The organism is Paenibacillus sp. FSL L8-0494, from assembly GCF_038003695.1.
In the GTDB taxonomy this organism is placed as follows: Bacteria; Bacillota; Bacilli; order Paenibacillales; family Paenibacillaceae; genus Paenibacillus_AQ; species Paenibacillus_AQ odorifer.
In genome coordinates, this window is the sequence record NZ_JBBOPQ010000001.1 from 2509666 (window position 1) to 2526876 (window position 17211).

General features: G+C 43.4%; 11 protein-coding genes and 1 pseudogene. 8 read left to right on the forward strand and 4 right to left on the reverse strand.

Annotated features, from left to right (window positions below; all coding sequences use genetic code 11):
• Window positions 1–21 precede the first annotated feature (21 nt).
• On the forward strand, window positions 22–1044 hold the full coding sequence (locus tag NYE35_RS11190) for an NADP-dependent oxidoreductase (protein ID WP_038569942.1): 1023 nt from the start codon (window positions 22–24) through the stop codon (window positions 1042–1044).
• A 71-nt stretch (window positions 1045–1115) separates the two neighbouring features.
• Here NYE35_RS11190 and NYE35_RS11195 read toward each other — a convergent pair whose 3' ends face one another.
• Window positions 1116–1925, reverse strand: coding sequence for a YheC/YheD family protein (locus NYE35_RS11195; RefSeq protein WP_076140960.1), 810 nt, complete (start codon window positions 1923–1925; stop codon window positions 1116–1118).
• 162 nt (window positions 1926–2087) lie between these two features.
• On the opposite strand from NYE35_RS11195, the gene sbnA reads away from it, so the two are divergent.
• From sbnA to NYE35_RS11220, 5 genes and pseudogenes are all read left to right on the forward strand, one after another.
• A complete protein-coding gene (gene sbnA, locus NYE35_RS11200) occupies window positions 2088–4295 on the forward strand; it encodes a 2,3-diaminopropionate biosynthesis protein SbnA (protein ID WP_341120999.1) in 2208 nt (735 codons plus the stop codon).
• Between the two features lie 24 nt (window positions 4296–4319).
• A complete protein-coding gene (locus tag NYE35_RS11205; RefSeq protein WP_076104643.1) occupies window positions 4320–5285 on the forward strand; it encodes a 2,3-diaminopropionate biosynthesis protein SbnB in 966 nt (321 codons plus the stop codon).
• A gap of 409 nt (window positions 5286–5694) precedes the next feature.
• Window positions 5695–6144, forward strand: a pseudogene (locus NYE35_RS11210) (serine hydrolase domain-containing protein); the annotation flags it as partial.
• A complete protein-coding gene (locus tag NYE35_RS11215) occupies window positions 6121–6819 on the forward strand; it encodes a response regulator transcription factor (protein WP_341122451.1) in 699 nt (232 codons plus the stop codon). The pseudogene NYE35_RS11210 and the gene NYE35_RS11215, both read left to right, overlap by 24 nt.
• Window positions 6816–8168, forward strand: coding sequence for a HAMP domain-containing sensor histidine kinase (locus NYE35_RS11220; protein ID WP_094902541.1), 1353 nt, complete (start codon window positions 6816–6818; stop codon window positions 8166–8168). Before NYE35_RS11215 ends, NYE35_RS11220 begins: the two co-directional genes overlap by 4 nt.
• A 2-nt stretch (window positions 8169–8170) precedes the next feature.
• On the opposite strand, the gene NYE35_RS11225 is transcribed toward NYE35_RS11220, so the two are convergent.
• The 3 genes from NYE35_RS11225 to NYE35_RS11235 form a co-directional block, all read right to left on the reverse strand.
• On the reverse strand, window positions 8171–8806 hold the full coding sequence (locus NYE35_RS11225) for a TetR/AcrR family transcriptional regulator (RefSeq protein WP_051491631.1): 636 nt from the start codon (window positions 8804–8806) through the stop codon (window positions 8171–8173).
• Between the two features lie 46 nt (window positions 8807–8852).
• Window positions 8853–10043 (reverse strand): pectin acetylesterase-family hydrolase, encoded by a 1191-nt coding sequence (locus NYE35_RS11230; protein ID WP_094902542.1) that lies wholly within the window; start codon window positions 10041–10043, stop codon window positions 8853–8855.
• A gap of 171 nt (window positions 10044–10214) precedes the next feature.
• Complete coding sequence (locus tag NYE35_RS11235; RefSeq protein ID WP_094902543.1) at window positions 10215–13361, reverse strand: alpha-mannosidase; 3147 nt, start codon at window positions 13359–13361, stop codon at window positions 10215–10217.
• Window positions 13362–13610: 249 nt separating this feature from the next.
• Here NYE35_RS11235 and NYE35_RS11240 point away from each other — a divergent pair, with 249 nt between their 5' ends.
• Together NYE35_RS11240 and NYE35_RS11245 are read left to right on the forward strand one after the other, a co-directional pair.
• Entirely contained in the window at window positions 13611–15449 is a 1839-nt protein-coding gene (locus tag NYE35_RS11240) for a cache domain-containing sensor histidine kinase (protein WP_169744758.1), read from the forward strand.
• Window positions 15424–16998, forward strand: a complete 1575-nt coding sequence (locus tag NYE35_RS11245; protein WP_094902544.1) for a response regulator transcription factor — start codon at window positions 15424–15426, stop codon at window positions 16996–16998. The genes NYE35_RS11240 and NYE35_RS11245 overlap by 26 nt, the downstream gene beginning before the upstream one ends.
• Window positions 16999–17211 lie beyond the last annotated feature (213 nt).

A 17211-nucleotide genomic window follows, 5' to 3' on the forward strand; every position in this document is an offset into this window, starting at 1 on the left:
ATATTAATGGAGTAGTGATCTATGAATCAGTTGAAAAATAAACAGGTCCTGTTAATTTCACGTCCTGTAGGCATGCCAACCCAGCAAAATTTCGAGTTCAAAGATATTCCTGTAGTTGAAGCAAAAGAAGGACAAGTTGTTGTACGTACGTTGTATTTGTCAGTGGATCCTTATATGCGCGGAAGAATGAATGATGCTAAATCGTATGTTCCTCCGTATCAGCTTAATGAAGTCATCGCTGGAGGACTTGTGGGAGAGATCGTAGACTCCAAATCGGAGCTATTCAAAGCTGGAGATAAAGTCATCGGTATGCTGGGCTGGCAGCTATATAATACTGTAGATGCTAAAGCAGTAACCAAAATCGATGATTCGATTGCACCTGTATCGGCTTACTTAAGTGTTCTAGGTTTAACAGGGCTCACTGCATATTTCGGTTTACTTGATATCGGTCAGCCGAAAGAAGGAGAGACTGTCGTAGTGTCTGGGGCAGCGGGTTCAGTGGGGATGTTTGTTGGACAGATTGCCAAAATCAAAGGCGCTCGTGTCGTTGGGATCGCAGGTAGCGATGATAAATGCGACTATTTGAAAAATGAACTTGGCTTTGATGCAACCATTAATTATAAAACAACGGAAAATTTAGGCCAGGCTTTGGAAGAAGCATGTCCAAATGGTGTTGATGTTTATTTTGACAACGTGGGTGGAGCGATTTCAGATGCTGTGATGAGTTTGCTTAATGATTATGCACGTATTCCACTATGTGGCGCTATTTCTTCCTATAACAGTACAGATGGAGATATGGGTCCCCGTATTCAGAGCAGATTGATCAAAACCCGCTCCCTTATCAAAGGATTCGTTCTTAGTGATTACGCAGCCCGCCAGTCAGAAGGCCTTCAAGAGCTTGGAAAATGGCTAACAGAAGGTAAATTAAAATATGAAGAAACAGTTGTTGAAGGATTCGACAATGTGGTTGAAGCATTCCTGCAATTGTTTCAAGGTGCGAACCTCGGGAAGATGCTTGTTAAGGTGAGCGACTCCGAATTCTAAAACATCACAAACAGCCCTGGTAGAGATTTTTATATATCAGGGCTGTTTGTATTATCACCAATCAAATCCGTTCAGACCATACCCTGTTTGGACTTCATGCATTTAAGATTGTATGTGCGGCCATAGGCTTTCGCATATTTGACGATTCGCTCAATCATGCTGGTGTCATTCAGTTTGGTAAACGGGCACGGATCGGGGGCCGTATTTACTTCCAAGATCCATGGTTTAAGGCGTCGATCCAAGGCAATATCCACACCGATTTCCTGCAGGCCGGGATAGGCTGTGCTTAGCTGTCTGGCGGAGTTCACTCCAATTTGTTGCATGGACCGGATCAACGCGCTACTATTCTCTATGTTTGTGTAGGATTCTAATAATGCCTCTACCGGATAAATCGTTCCCCCTTGGCTCCCATTCGTAACCACTTTGCGAGGATGAGCAACGCGACCCGCAATGCCTGTAGCTTCCCACCCACCCTTAAGATTTCTTTGCACCATTACCCGGATATCGAATGGCCTTCCTTCATAAACCAAAAGCCAAATCCCCTTTTGCACCAAATAGGACTTTCCTTGGGTCTCGTTAAAGATTGCCCGATAAGCCATCTCGTAATCAGAAAATGTATGTTTATGCGTACCGGACTGATAGCTGTAGGCTGGTCGTTTTTTGGCGGAATGATCTTGTGATCTTTCAATCCGAATTACACCCTGTCCCAAAGATCCACAGCAGGGCTTAATGTACACCATTTTATGTTTTTGCAACATCTCATAGAGTACGTTTTTATTCATTTTTTTCGTTACCGGGATATACTTCCTTAGCTCTTGTTTTCTAAGCAGTACCTTTGTTTTCGTCAGCTTATTGGATATCCGCCGTATTGGCTCCTTCATTTTGTTCCTCCGTTCTATATATCTATAGGCTATATTACGGGAATACGCAGTTTTTGCTTGGGCAACCACAGAAGAATAGAACACATGCAAAGAATTCTACATATGAATATTGGAGGCATTTATTAAACTTGGGCTGCAGCATGCGGTCAACGGGAGGCGGCTATGATGCTGCTCGGGAAATTGCAGAATAAGGTGCAAGAAGTAATGGACGAATACCCTTGGTACAAGGGGTTGATCGATGGGGAGAAAACGAATTATAACCTGCAGAACTTACCTCTTATGTCTTCGAAAACACTTGAAACTTTCTATTATAACCAACCCATCGATCCTTCTTGGACTGTTTATAGGACGTCTGGTACAAGCTCAGGCCGTAGAAAAGCAATCCTCTACTCTGAGGAAGATGACAAACACTATGTGGATATTAAAACGAAGCTATTCGGCGAGCTTATTGCGGGAAGCGGATGTAACAGAGCGTTGGCGGATATGGGCACTGGACATGCAGCAAATACTGCGCTGACCATTTTTGAAAGGTTAGGATTGGAAAAAAGTTCAATCCCCTTTGAACTGCCAATCGAACAGCATATTGAACAGCTTAAAGCTTTTAAACCTGACTTGCTCTATACGATGCCGTCCATCCTTGACCATATCGTATATGCTGCCGGAAACCCGCGTGAATTCGGAATTCGCAAGATTATTTTGGTAGGGGAAATTGCTCCGCCTGAGTGGCAGCGGAACATGGCTGGCATGTTCGGTATTGAGCCTAGAGACATCATCGATACTTACGGCTCCATTGAAATCGGTACGATCGCTTATTACTCCCATGATCATGGCAGGTACATTTTTGCCGACGGAATTTTTGCGGAAGGAATCGGGGTTCATGAGTTAGACGAAGAAGTAAGGCCACTTCGGAACAATGAAAGTATTCTGGTGCTTACCTCAACTGTCCGCAAGATGCTGCCAGCTCTTCGTTTTGTTACTTATGACGTTGTAAGGGATTTTAGGCCTGTGATGATAGACGGGGTTGAACAACAAAGCTTTGAGTCTATTGTAAAAAGAGTGGGTCAAGAACTGAAGCACGGTGAGAAGATCAGCCTGTACGATATCGAGCAGGTCGTATACCGTCATATTGAAGATGCGATCATTCGGGTCAAGGTAAAAAACAATGCGCTCTCTATTTATATCAAGAGTAAATCTGTGAAGCACTCTATTATTCCGGTAATCAAAGAGGAAATCAGGGAGTGTATTCCGGAAATCGGGATGATGATTCGCAACCATCTGCTTGATGATATTGAGATCATTATAGTAGCTAAAGGGGAGCCGCTGGCCAGCGGGCAGGTCAAGAACAAGAAGTTATATTATCAGAAGGACAAAGCTAAGGTGGACATAAATATCCAAGACGGTATCTTATCGACTATCGGAAAAACACCATTAATCAAGCTGGATAATCTGTTCCAGAACAGTGAGTTCGAAGTCTACGCAAAAATGGAACTGCTAAATCCGGGAGGAAGTGCGAAAGACCGTCCAGCTCTGCGGATGATCCATGAGGCATGGAAGGAAGGGAAAATCGGGCCGGGAACTACTATTATTGAGTCGAGTTCGGGAAATATGGCGATTAGCTTGGCGATGATTTGCCAATATTTAGGGCTGCGATTTATTAGTGTGGTTGATCCAAGAACTACCACAACAAATCTGCAGATTCTGAAAGCATTAACTGCAAAAATTGACTTTGTTAGCGAACCCGATCCCGAGACCGGTGAATATCTGCCTGCTAGACTGAATCGAGTGCAGCGACTCTTGGAGGAAATACCGGGCAGCTACTGGCCGAATCAATATGCAAACGCAAATAACTATTTGTCCCACTACCATACGACCATGAAAGAAATCGTGACTGAGCTTGGCGAAGTGGATTATTTGTTTTGCAGCGTAAGTACATGCGGCACGATTCGTGGCCTCGCGGAATATGTAAGGGATCATGGTCTGAAGACTAAGATTGTTGCCGTCGATGCGGAGGGAAGTAGTATTTTTGGTGGCAACAAAGAGAAACGGCGGTTCCCGGGACTGGGTGCTGGCATCGTACCCCCTTTCTGCAGAACGGATTTAATCGACCGTATTGTGCATGTCTCAGACTTGGATATCGTAAAAGGATGCCGAGCACTCGCCCAGAATGAATCGATTCTGGCCGGTGCATCCTCGGGGGCTAACCTTGCCGCTGTTAGGCGTATGGAGCAAGAAATGGCTCCAGGATCTGTCTGTGCGGTGATTCTGCATGACAAAGGGGAGCGTTACCTCGATACAGTATACTCTGACCCATGGATTCAGAATGAATTTGGGCAGGAATTCTCGCCTGACGGTGGAGATGTTCTTGCTTAACGAACGGAAAAAGGAGGTTGTGGAATGCTGTATTTAAACGATCGGGACATCCGGGAGGTGGGGCTTGATTGGCCTTCTCTCGTGGAATCGATAGAAACTACGGTGCGCATACTTGATTCTGGAGATTACGCGCAGCCCGTAAAACCTTACCTAAGGTATAAGAATCCTCAAAATCGTATTATTGCAATGCCCGCATACGTAGGGGGGAACGTGAACGCAGCAGGGATCAAATGGATTTCCAGCTTCCCGGATAATATCCAGGTTGGTCTTCCCCGCGCGCATAGCATCATTGTCTTGAATGATCCCATTACGGGCGAGCCTATATCCGTCCTAAGCTCTCCGCTCCCCAGCATCGTAAGGACAGCTTCCATCAGTGGACTGATGATTGGTCACTTTTTGCAGGCTCGTTCACTTGAACGGATTCATCTTGGTATTATCGGCTGGGGACCAATCGGGCAATATCATTTTCAAATGGTTATGGCATTGTACGGAGATCGAGTTGAACGTATCCGCATCTTTGATATAAGGGAAGTAGATTTGTCAGACATCTCATCTATATATAAGGATAGGATAGAAGTGGAGGAGACGTGGGCGGGCGTTTATCGAAAGTCCAATATCTTTATCACCTGTACCGTATCCAATCATAGATATATTGATATACTTCCGGTGGAAGGTAGTCTTCTACTGAATATTTCACTGCGTGATTATAAGCCTGAGGCATTAGCTTCGGTGAAGGCCATAATCGTCGACGACTGGGATGAGGTGTGCCGCGAGAATACTGACATACAGCAGCTCCATCTGAAACATGGGTTAACTCGTGCCGATACCCGAATGATTACCGATGTCGTCTCGCGCCATTGCCTGAATGAACTCAGAGCAGATGAGCCGATTTTCTTTTGTCCGATGGGCATGGCGGTTTTTGATATCGCAACAGCGGTATACTTCGTGAAGAAGGCGAGAGAAAAAGGGATCGGGACTGAGCTACAGTAAGGTGGTAGGCATACGTTCGCTATGGGATTTTTTTATAGGTTTTTCTGATGTAACTAGACTATGATCCGTCCCTTTTAAGGGTGGATTGCTGTCTAGTTTTTTTATTGTCTTGTTAACGTTCCATTCATAATACTCTGATAATCTCTATAAGTGTTAGGCGGATGATCATCCACCCCAATAAATGATGACTCGGAGGATAATAATGTTAACACCTATGAAAAAAAGGCTGATCGCTGGTCTGGCCCTATTGGCTGTGATTAGTGCCGGCTTAGGCGCAAGCTTGGTATTTCCCGGGAAACAGGCCTCGGCTGAGACCCAAAAGGGTCAAACCGCGCTGCCGGCAGCTCAAATTGAAGCATCTGCCAATCTCGATGATACCGCAGGACTGACTAGCTTCGTTGATGGAATTATGGAAAAAGATATGAACCGGCTGCAAATTCCGGGAGCGGTTATCTCCATTGTAAAAGACGGCAAGATTATTTTAGCCAAAGGTTATGGCAGTTCTAATCTGGAAGAAGCGGCACCGGTTGATCCGACAACCAGCATGTTTCGAATCGCTTCAACAACAAAGCTGTTCACCTGGACAGCGGTGATGCAGCTGGTCGAACAAGGCAAGATAGATCTGGACACTGATATTAACACCTACCTGAAATCAGTGAAGATTCCTGCTACTTATCCTGAGCCGATCACGATGCGCCATTTGATGACACATACAGCGGGGTTTGAAGAGGGTGGAGTGGGTTATCAAATCACTATCGACCCTACCAAATTGCCGGGATCAATCTCGGAAACACTCAATAAGCATATGCTGGCACGGGTAAGACCCCCCGGAGAGATGAGTTCTTATTCGAACTTCGGGGCTACAATACTTATTGCTGATGATGATGATAACATCCGAAAGCTAATGTCTTTGTTTTTGCGAAAAGAAGGTTTTGACCTCAAAGAAGCCAGGGATGGCACCAAAGCGCTGTCCATTATAGAGAACTCGCGAGTCGATCTCGTCATCCTAGATATTATGATGCCAGGATTGGATGGTTGGGATCTGTGCAGAAAAATCAGGCGCTCTGATGCCAACATTCCCCTCCTCATGGTGACGGCTAAAGGAGAATCTGCACATAAAGTGAAAGGTTTTCAACTCGGCACGGATGACTATCTGACCAAACCGTTTGATCCGCTTGAACTGGTGATGCGAGTAAAAGCTTTGCTTAAACGCTCGCTGGTCGTTTCTTCCCAGTCTGTGCAGTTGGGCAATGTGGTGCTTAACCGCCGCACTTTCCAGGTTACGCGTGATGAAGAACCGGTAACGATTCCTTTGAAGGAATTTGAGCTACTGTTTCTGTTGGCTAGTCACCCCAGGCAAATCTTCACAAGAGAACAGTTGATTTCTCAAATCTGGGGATTGAACTATGAAGGAGACGGCCGGACTGTAGATGTGCATATAAGCCGGTTGAGGGAGAAATTCTGCGGTAACGACGAGCAATTTCAAATCGAAACGGCCCGCGGCCTAGGATACCGGCTGATCCCTGCGCTATGATCAAGACATTGTATGTACGCGTCGTTCTCACGTTTCTAGGCATCATTATCTTTAGTTTGATCTGTTCCTTTTTCATTGGTTTGTATGTCTTTCAGAAACAAATAAGTTACGAGGGACAGAATGAAATGATCACAGTGGGGAAGGAGATCATTCACCGTTATGATGACGCCAAGCCTGAGGATACAGACGAGTTCTTGAATAGTATGGTTAAGGTATCTGCATACCCTATCCACCTGTATAATCATTCCGGGGAATATACCTTCTATGGGCTCAAGGATAGTCCGGCCGTCACTATCACCCGCGATGCTGTGAAACAAGTGCTGCAAGGAAAACTCTATCGTTCCTCTGCGAAAGATAAGGATACCTTTATCGGGATGCCCTTTATGTTTAACGGGGAGTGGCAAGCAATGTTCTTGCAGTATTCTGCCGAGAACGAAAATATCGTCAATCGGATGCTGCTCTTTGTGCTTTTACTCGTGCTTTTACTGGGTAGTCTATGCATTCTTATTGCCGCCAGATATTTGGTGGAGCCGATCAAAGCTTTGACGAATGCGACAAGAAGGCTAGCCAAGGGTGATTTCGAGGTAGAGCTTAAAGTAAACCGAGTAGACGAAATAGGGGAACTGACACAAAGCTATGTGGAGATGGCCAGGGAGCTGAAGCAGCTGGAACAGATGAGGCAGGATTTCGTATCCAACGTGTCTCATGAAATTCAGACACCGCTTACGTCTATTTCCGGCTTTGCCAAGGCATTGCAGAACAATGATCTAATCATGGAAGAGGAACGTTCTGAATATCTTGATATCATCATTGCAGAGAGTGAACGTCTGTCGAGGTTAAGTGATAATTTGCTGAAGCTCGCTTCCCTGGATTCTGAACATCATCCCTTTAATGCAGGTTCCTTCAATCTTGACGAGCAGATTAGAACCATCGTTGTGACCTGTGAGCCACAATGGTCAGCCAAAGGCATCGTTATCGATCTTGAGCTGCCGGAAGCTGTCAAAATTAAGGGTGATGAAGATCAGCTGAAGCAAGTATGGATGAATTTGCTTAGTAACAGCATCAAGTTCACACCGGAAGGCGGGAACATCCGCATCAGTATAGATGACAGTGCAGCAGATGTATCGGTCACCGTCAGTGATAACGGGATCGGGATTTCCCCGGAAGAGTTCAACACCGTATTCCAAAGATTTTATAAAATAGACAAGTCACGGAATGGAAACAACAATGGCAATGGCTTGGGACTTGCAATCGTTAAAAAAATTGTCTCCCTGCATCAGGGAAACATAGAAGTGGACGGTGCGGTTGGAGCGGGAACGACGATTATCGTCAGGTTGCCCCATAAGTGAAATTAAGGGTTTGTCTCATTCTTGGATTGCCGTACGCCAAACATAATGAAATCCTTGAATTGCCGGTCCATAACCCGATCTTCCTCCGTAACCACCCCCCCCCGCTGATGAGTAATAATGACGGCTTTTTGTAAATACATGAAATACAGGTGGGTGGACTTGTGCAGAATGTCCAGCCACTTATTTTTTTCCTCCGGAGCGACTGAAATTGTCTCAAGGAGAATTAACCGTGAATACCAGCCTTCCATAGCCTGCTTAAAGTCAGGAAGTTCCGCGGGATTTTTGGAAAGCGTGCTGTAGTAAACTCCAAAAATGGCATCATAGTAGATCAGGGCTTCCTGATGATCTCTTAACGCCAGATATTTATCGAGAATGTTCTCCAATGACTGTACAGGGTGTTCAAAATCAAAATCAAACAGCAGCTGTCCAAACATCCGCTCCAGATTAAGGGCATAGATTTGAGCGGCTAACTCTTCCTTGTCCTTATAATGATGATACAAAGTACGCCGGGAGATGCCGGCTTGTTCCGCAATCTGTGCCATATCCGTGCGCTCAATACCTTGGGCACAGAATAAGCTAAGCGCTGTATCCTTAATGATCTCCCTTGTCATTTGCATTTGCTTTTCCCGCAAATTCATTGATTTTCTCTCCTGTCTTGTTGCAACTCTTCCGCTGCTTCTAGCACTATTTCTGAGCTGGCTTCGAATTCATGAGGAATTTGCTGCCCACTGAATAGGGGTTCTGCCGGTTGATCGCATCACCTAACCAATTCAGAAGCTTCACACCATCCTGTTCAGCCTGAAAGAAGGTCTCTCTGGTGGCAAAAGTGTGCGGAGTTGTACCCGTCTTAGCGTTCAGTCCATAGTCGGTGAGATAGTAATAATAATTAGGTAAAGTGGCTGCCAGAGAAGAAACAGATTGCCGCATTTCCTGTGACCACTCATTAATGATGCTTTGATCTCTTGGCCCCTTGTAATCGTTGATGTTGTTCTGAAAGTGGATTAGAATCTCGTCAAATACCGAGTAGGATTGCAATATTATCGAATTTGAAGGAAGTAGATGGCCGTTCGCTTTAAAAGCTGCCCCGATGATATCCGCTTCAGGGGCATATCCGAAGTTCTTCACGAAGTCTGCCTGCCATTCCTGCTTCACAACATTTGGCCACTTGTCTGATTTCAAGAAGGAACTGTCCGAATATTGGAAGATCTCGGAGTCCTTGTAGTGAGAGGCGATCTCGGGAGCCCAAAAAGCGGACCCAAAGCCACCAGCACTTTCGCCAGCAATCAGTAGTTTGCCGGGTTTATCCACGTTGGCATATATCCAATCGAGGCTGCTTCGCACATTATTGCTGCCGTTATAACGCATAGTAAAGGGGCTGCCGTCATCTTTTTTATATTCAACTGTGCGGTTGCCGATATGGAAGTCACCGGTCGAATAGGGAAGGTAGACCACATTCCAGCCATGAAATGGATTGGCAGGGTTATCCGTATCCATCATGCCTCTCAGCAATGTAAGCATATAGAAGGGGATGTTGGGGAAATAGTTGCCTGTATCTCCACCTTTAATAAAGTTCATAAGCTTGATGGGGTGTGCGGCACTTTGGGCATCCCAGCTGGCCCCGCCACCGGAAAAGAAGATGATCCAGTTATTATTTTCACCCTTTTTATTCCACAAAAAATACTCTGATCCATCACTTGATATGACATTTCCGTCTAGCGTGACTTTATTCCACTTGTAAGGCTTCACTTCCGCGATTACGGGGGTGGTAGTCGCCGGTCTTTTGATTACAAAAGCGCTGATTACAAACATGGCAATCAAAACAAGGCTGAATAATCCAATACCTGTGAATATTGTGATTTTCCTCAGTTTTCTCATATCCATCTCTCCCTTACTCGGAGTATACGTCAAGATTACTCATTGCACAAGGTGTATACTTAAAAGCATAAGAAACAATCGTGAGAAAATATATAAAGAGGTGTCCTCGCAGCCTTTGATCCATGGCTACAGGGACACCCCGATTTTTGTATGTTACTTTATTTTTGTGTATTACTTTATTAATTTTTCTGCTTCGATTTCAAATGTTTTTAGTTCGTAAGGTTCAAGTATAAAAGTAATGACAGGTTCAGTGTGGACTTCCCCTTCAGGACGCTCCATTAGATTACACTCTTGCCACGAAATAATATTCAAGTCGCTAGTCATATCAATTTGCTGGCGGCTTCCAGAATAGTCGTGCACACGTACGATTAATTTTTGACCATCCTCAGACTTCTTGATCGCAGAAACCATAACCGTCTGTGTAGAAGGGGCAATAAGCGACTTGGTTGCTACTTCTGCTTGCCCCATGGTGCTCCGTAGAGGGTTGTTGACGGACCAAGCTTGACGGACGGTGTCACCCTGTAGCCAATCCCCAGTATGAGGCAGGATAGAGTAGGTGAAAGTATGTTCGCCTTGATCCGCTTCAGGGTCAGGGTGCGTTGCCGATTTGATTAAGGATAGACGCATCACATTATCCTTGATGTCATAACCGTATTTGCAGTCGTTCAGCAAGCTAACGCCATAACCACGATCTGATAAATCTGCCCACTGATGCCCCACAGTCTCGAATCTAGCGTAATCCCAGCTAGTGTTCCAATGTGTTGGACGCGTAACATTACCGAACTGGATATCATAAGTGGCTTCGGTAGCTCGTATCGCAACAGGGAAAGCTACTTTCATTAGCTGTTGTCGCTCATGCCAGTCTACCTTCGTCACGAAATCGATACGACGATGGTGTGCATGTAAGATCATTTGCTGCTTAATCGTGGAATCCATATAGCTCCATGTGAATTGTACAACACATCGCAGTGAACCCTTTTCTATGACTTCAATGCTGCGGCAGTCGGTGACTTCACGTTTCTTTTGCTGATAGTAGATGTCAATGTCCCAAGCTTCATGGGCTAGGGGTTTATCTTCAAACACTTGGAACACGTTACCGTGACTTCCGTTTGCTAATACTTGTCTTTGTTCATTTATATCATAGATGGATACTAATTGACCTTGTTCGTTCCATTCAATATCGAAGTGAGGCGTTGAAATTCCTGATTCATTTAGCTTGAATGGAGCACTTAGAGACTCAGAATTCACATCTTCTACGAAGGAAATGGTTGTGTATCCGAGAGAAGGAATGTTAGATACTTCAACGATCCAGCGGTCACCTTCACGTTGAGCTTGTAGTTGTTTTCCTTCTGAGCTTATCCAATGTCCTGTTTCCATCCCGGCTTCAACAGTAATTTCTACGAGTTCTGTCAGCTCCCAAGCAGCATTGTTCCAGATCGTATATTTACCGGCTTCATTTCCGCTCACAAGTGCCTTACTGGATTGCTCCCAGACAGACTGACCTATTGCTTCTGCTTGTGCATATTCAATCGTACTGTCTTCATATACTTCACGAATCGAAGAGCCCGGAATAATATCATGGAATTGGTTGCGCAAAATAATTCTCCAGCCCTCGTCTAAATCGGTCTGACGATAGTTCGACCAGTCACCTGTCATCACACTTTGCAGTGTATTTAGCCATTCCGCCTCACGGTATAGCAGTTCAAGCTTACGGTTCATCCGCTTATTGTAGGCTTGGCTTGTGTAGGTGCCGCGGTGATATTCTAAGTAAAGCTCGCCATCCCATACATGGACATAACGATCCGTATTTGCAACAGTTTCTTGCAAGTTACGGAAGTAGTCTCCCGCTGTTCCTGTTTCAATCTTCGGCAGACCGGGAAGATCGTTTAGCCGACGGCGCATCTCTAGCATTTCACGGTTCACACCCCCGCCACCATCGCCATATCCGTAAGAAAGTAACAGATTGCGATTCACTTCTTTATCCCGGTAGGTATCCCAAATTCCTTTTACAGTCTTAGGAATAATCCGGCCATTATAAGTGTAGAACCAAGAATCTTCTTCGGACCAAGGCTCTGGCGTTGTAATAAAATGTGTTAACACCTCTGTGCCATCAATCCCACGCCATTGAAAGGTATCATGTGGCATCCGGTTATATTGATTCCAGCTAATTTTTGTGGTCATGAAGGTATTAATTCCTGATTTTTTTAGGATTTGTGGCAAGGACCAGCTGTAGCCAAATACGTCCGGCAGCCATAAATAGTCACATTCAACCCCAAATTCATTACGTAAGAAGCGAGTTCCATACAGTAATTGACGGACTAGAGACTCTCCTGAGGTCAAGTTGCAATCTGCTTCAAGCCACATGCCGCCGCCAGCTTCCCAGCGTCCTTCAGCCACACGTTCACGAATATTTTCGTAGATTTCTGGATAGTCATTTTTGATATATTCATAGAGTTGCGGCTGAGTCTGTAAAAAGGTATAGTCCGGGAACATTTCCATCAGACGCAGTACGGTTGAGAACGAACGCGCACATTTCTCACGGGTGTGTTTCAATTGCCACAACCAAGCCACATCAATATGGGTATGGCCAATACAGGTAACTGTGACGGGTGAGGACTTCTCCATTTTATTAATTTCATCACGCAAATAATTGCGGGCTTCCCCGATCGAAGCATAGAAGTTGTCTGAACCTGGACGAGACCAGTCGATCAGAAGAAAGGAGCGGTCTACTGTACTCATAAGTTGTGTATATTCTGGAGTTTTGGCATCGAGTACGTTCAGCGTCTCGACTACAGCAAGCGCGGTAAAATAGAAATCATCCGTTGCTTCATCCAGCCAACAAATTTCAGCCATGCGAATGCCATGTGTCTGATCCGTTTTAGGGCCGCCTCCTTCGAGTCCCGACCATAACCGGAAGGTCAGTGGAAGCTGAGTGCCTACCGTTTCATTTGGCAAGAACACTTCGGTATGATTGGAATCTACACCTTGATAGGGTTTGCCGTTGAAAAAGAATAAGGATTCAAATCCGGAGTTGTTTCCAGCACCCGTCTCGCCAAAATCAAATCGACCCAGTACTCTACGGCCTGCCCAAGTGGCGGGTACGTCTATATTTGTCGTTAGCCATAAATACAAATCGCGGCCTTTCCAGGTATCGCCAACTCGTAGCTCAGACCATTCTCCATCCACGGGCGGTTCGGCTGCAATTTCACCTTGTTCGTCAATCATTGAGTTGAAAAAAGGAATGTGTATACGATCCCGGTAACGATATTCGGAAATTTCGTTTAGTTGGGAGTTGAGTTTGCGTTTGGTTAGAAACATGAGTAATAGCCCCTCCAATATGTTGATGGGGGACGAGGAAATTAAGATCTATTTGGGTTATTATAGGTTTGTTTGGGGGGTAGAAATCAACTATAGACGATTTTTTGTGAGTTGTAAACTCTCGGTGGAGAGAAAAGTTGGAGCGCTAGAATTTATAAATAAAAAATGCATGCGCTTCCATTGCAGAAAAAGAAGTGTGATGTTAAGCTTCTAATCCTAAAGGTGATATTCAGAAAGAAGGTGGCTTTGTTGAATGTAAAGAAATTTTATCAAAACCATTTGCAGAAAAAACTGTTCAATAAAATATTAGCTATATACTCTTCAATCATCATAATTACGTTAATAGCCTCTTCCATTACCGTATATAAATACTATGAACAGACGATCACTCGCCAACATGTAGATGCCAATCGGGAGGTGCTGGATTATGTAAGTTTGTATATGAATCAGCAGTACGAAAGCATCCAAGTGGCTATCCAGCAAATATATAGCGATGCCTCTGTCAGTGAGGATTTGTCCTACTTTTTGCAAAATGATTATGGGGATTATCTTAAATACCGTTTAGATCAATATGCAGATATAGGGAGCTCCGTTCCTCATACGTTCGATACGTATTTCAAAACCTATTTGAATCAGAAAAATGGGATTTATGACGTTATTTTGTACAGCACAGAGAAAGAATTTTATTATTTATATAAAAATAATACCCGACAATTCTATTTGAGCGACATGGACGGTCCTAAGCAAAAATTATCCTTACCGAAGAATGGCTGGGTCTCGCATGAAACCAAATTAGTGCTTAAGGAAATAAGAGAAGACAATAACAATTTGTATACAATGACTAGGGAGATTAAAGATCCGATTACACTGAAAACGATCGGTATGCTCATAGTAGATTTTGATGCGGAACTTATTTCAAAATGGCTTGGCACAAAAGTTACAGAGAATAATGGTCAATTGTTGGTCTTAACCCCAAGCGGTGACGTTATATATGATTCATTGGGAAGGTATATGGGACAGCGATATCCACATATCGATGCGCTTCATACGGATGGCTGGACAACACTGGATGAGATCTCCAAGGTTAACTTAAATACAACGAACAGCTCAGGTCTTATTATGGCAGGAATCATTCAGAAGTCACAGGTCAACAACGAAATGAAAACGGTTCGAACTTGGATTATCGGGATTACCACAGCGCTTATTATTACTGCAATGTCTTTTACATACGGAATTATTTTACGTTTCTCTAAAAAAGTGAAGATCATTGTCAAATCTATGAAGCGCTTACAGGAAGGTGATTTGAGCACACGTATTCACCTTAATCGAGAAGATGAATTGCAGCTAATTGCCAACAATTTTAACTATATGTGTGAAAGACTAGAACTCTATATTAACAAAGTGTATATTTCGGAGCTTACCCAGAAAAATGCTGAGCTAGTTGCACTTCAATCACAGATTAATCCACATTTTTTATATAACACACTTGAGGCGATTAGGATGCGGGCAATTACGCAAGGAGCGAAGGATGTAGGTCAGATGATTTACATTTTATCGACATTATTTCGAACGATGATTAAGAAAAGCATGGTCGTTACAATATCTGATGAGATTGAATATTGTAATTTGTATCTGGAGTTGTTCCAGATTAGACATAAAGATAGGCTCCAAATCGAATCACAAATAAGTCCAGCTGCCATGAATTGTTCTATCGTTAAATTGCTTATTCAACCGGTTATTGAAAATTATATTGTTCACGGATTTAGACCTGACCGTTTTGGCAATCTCATCCGTATTGAAGTTACTGAATCTGGCGGGGAAATTCAAATTGCTATAAGTGATAACGGAAATGGAATTACTCCCAGCAAGCTAACAGAGCTACAGCAAATGCTTCAAGTCAGTATGAGAATGGATGAACCTCCTTCTTCGGTAGGCCTATGTAATGTGAATGAACGAATTAAACTTTATTATGGGACTGAATATGGATTGACGATCGCTAGTGAAGTAAATAAAGGAACAATAGTCATCATGAATATACCAGTAGTAAGGGAGAGTACTAATAATGCACAATATACTTATCGTGGATGATGAACCTCTTATTCTTGAAGGATTACGTTCAGTGATTGAATGGGAAAAATATGGATTGAGAATCGCGGGACAAGCGTCTAATGGGGAAGAAGCTTTAGAATTTCTGCGCAATCATAATGAAGGGATCGACATATTAATTACTGACATTACGATGCCAAAACTTACGGGACTTGAACTGATTCAACAAATAAAGGTTTTTGATTCAAAAATGAGATTTATTATCTTGAGCGGCTATGAGCAATTTGAGTATTTAAAAGCTGGAATGAGTCTAGGCATTGAAAATTATATTCTCAAACCCATTAATATAAATGAATTGGAATCAACCATTGAACAAATTGTTGAAGTGCTGAATCAAGAGGATGTTGAACAATTTCATGCTAAAGAGGATTGGCAAGTTCTGCGCAACAATATTCTAAACCGCTGGGTAACTGGCAATATAGGTAGGCAGGAGCTACAGCACCGTTCAAAAGTCTTAAATATCTCACTGGACTGTTCATTTTTTACGGTGGCTGCGATTCGGCTTATCACCGAACAGGATGACGATGAGGGGCAGGATAAACTCCACAGGAATCAGCTTATGGATGAATGTTATCGTATCGCTGTGAAGTCATTAGAGCAACTTGGAACCGTTATTGTATTTATAGATATGGAAGGTGATCTTGTTCTTATTATTGCTGAGCGGGCTGAAGCTGAGAACAAAGAAGAGCTTTATTGTGTACTGGAACGAGTACAATATGAGATTATGCATGAGTTGGAGAAGTCTGTCTGGATAACGATAGGAAGTAAGGAGCATGCTTTTCAGGAAGTCCCAAAAAGTTATAAAAAAGCGAAGAGTTTATATGTTGATCATCTAATGCTACCTGGTTACCCGATTATAGATGCGGAACAACTGTCAAAGATGGTTCTGCACGAGGAGAAGCTCGAAATTGATTATGAGGAATTCACCAAATTATTATTATCTGGAGATAGTGAAGCTACGAACCAGTTTATCGCAGAAACGTTCGAAAAGCTGTTTGGCTGTGGCATGATTACCCGTATTGATAATTACAACGTAGCGATTGAGTTAATGTTGATTGCCAAGAAAATGGAGAAAAACTCTAATTTTAGTGCCGTGTTTAATCCATTGCTGCGCATACATACTATTGAGCAATTGGTGCACCATGTGCAGGAAAGTGTGAAAGAAACACTGGACCAATTATCGTTAGTAAGTGATGAGCTCAGTCCGAATATGAGATATATGGTTGATCAAGTAAGCAAACACTATAGAGAAGAGCTATCCCTGAAAACGCTCAGTCAGCGTATGGAAATGCATCCTAATTACTTAGGACAGCTATTTCAGAAGGAAATGGGCCGTAGTTTCTCTGATTATGTTAATCAATTTCGAATTGAAAAGGCAAGACAATTGCTGCTACAAACTACGTTACTAACCAACGAAATTGCAGCTGAAGTAGGGTATCCGGATCCAGCATATTTCTATCGCCAGTTCAAAAAATCAGTAGGTGTATCGCCGACAGAGCTTCGGAATATGTACAAAAAAGCAAAATCCTAAAATAAAGGAAATGTTCCTGGCTATCCACGTTCAAGTACGGGTTTCATGGACGCTGATAACGAGAATGTTTCCTTTTTTTTGCTCAAATTTAAGGGGAAATAGACTTTTTAAATGTCCTTTCTGCTGTGGATCTTTAATTTTTACATCTGATTCTGGAGTTTTTCAACTTTATGAAACCGCTTTTATGGCGCAGAATTAAGGGTAGTTAAAGGG

Coding starts and splice junctions, on each gene's coding strand:
- NYE35_RS11190 (WP_038569942.1), top strand. CDS start 22: ATGAATCAGTTGAAAAATAAACAGGTCCTGTTAATTTCACGTCCTGTA.
- NYE35_RS11195 (WP_076140960.1), bottom strand. CDS start 1,925: ATGAAGGAGCCAATACGGCGGATATCCAATAAGCTGACGAAAACAAAG.
- sbnA (WP_341120999.1), top strand. CDS start 2,088: ATGATGCTGCTCGGGAAATTGCAGAATAAGGTGCAAGAAGTAATGGAC.
- NYE35_RS11205 (WP_076104643.1), top strand. CDS start 4,320: ATGCTGTATTTAAACGATCGGGACATCCGGGAGGTGGGGCTTGATTGG.
- NYE35_RS11215 (WP_341122451.1), top strand. CDS start 6,121: ATGAGTTCTTATTCGAACTTCGGGGCTACAATACTTATTGCTGATGAT.
- NYE35_RS11220 (WP_094902541.1), top strand. CDS start 6,816: ATGATCAAGACATTGTATGTACGCGTCGTTCTCACGTTTCTAGGCATC.
- NYE35_RS11225 (WP_051491631.1), bottom strand. CDS start 8,806: ATGAATTTGCGGGAAAAGCAAATGCAAATGACAAGGGAGATCATTAAG.
- NYE35_RS11230 (WP_094902542.1), bottom strand. CDS start 10,043: ATGAGAAAACTGAGGAAAATCACAATATTCACAGGTATTGGATTATTC.
- NYE35_RS11235 (WP_094902543.1), bottom strand. CDS start 13,361: ATGTTTCTAACCAAACGCAAACTCAACTCCCAACTAAACGAAATTTCC.
- NYE35_RS11245 (WP_094902544.1), top strand. CDS start 15,424: ATGCACAATATACTTATCGTGGATGATGAACCTCTTATTCTTGAAGGA.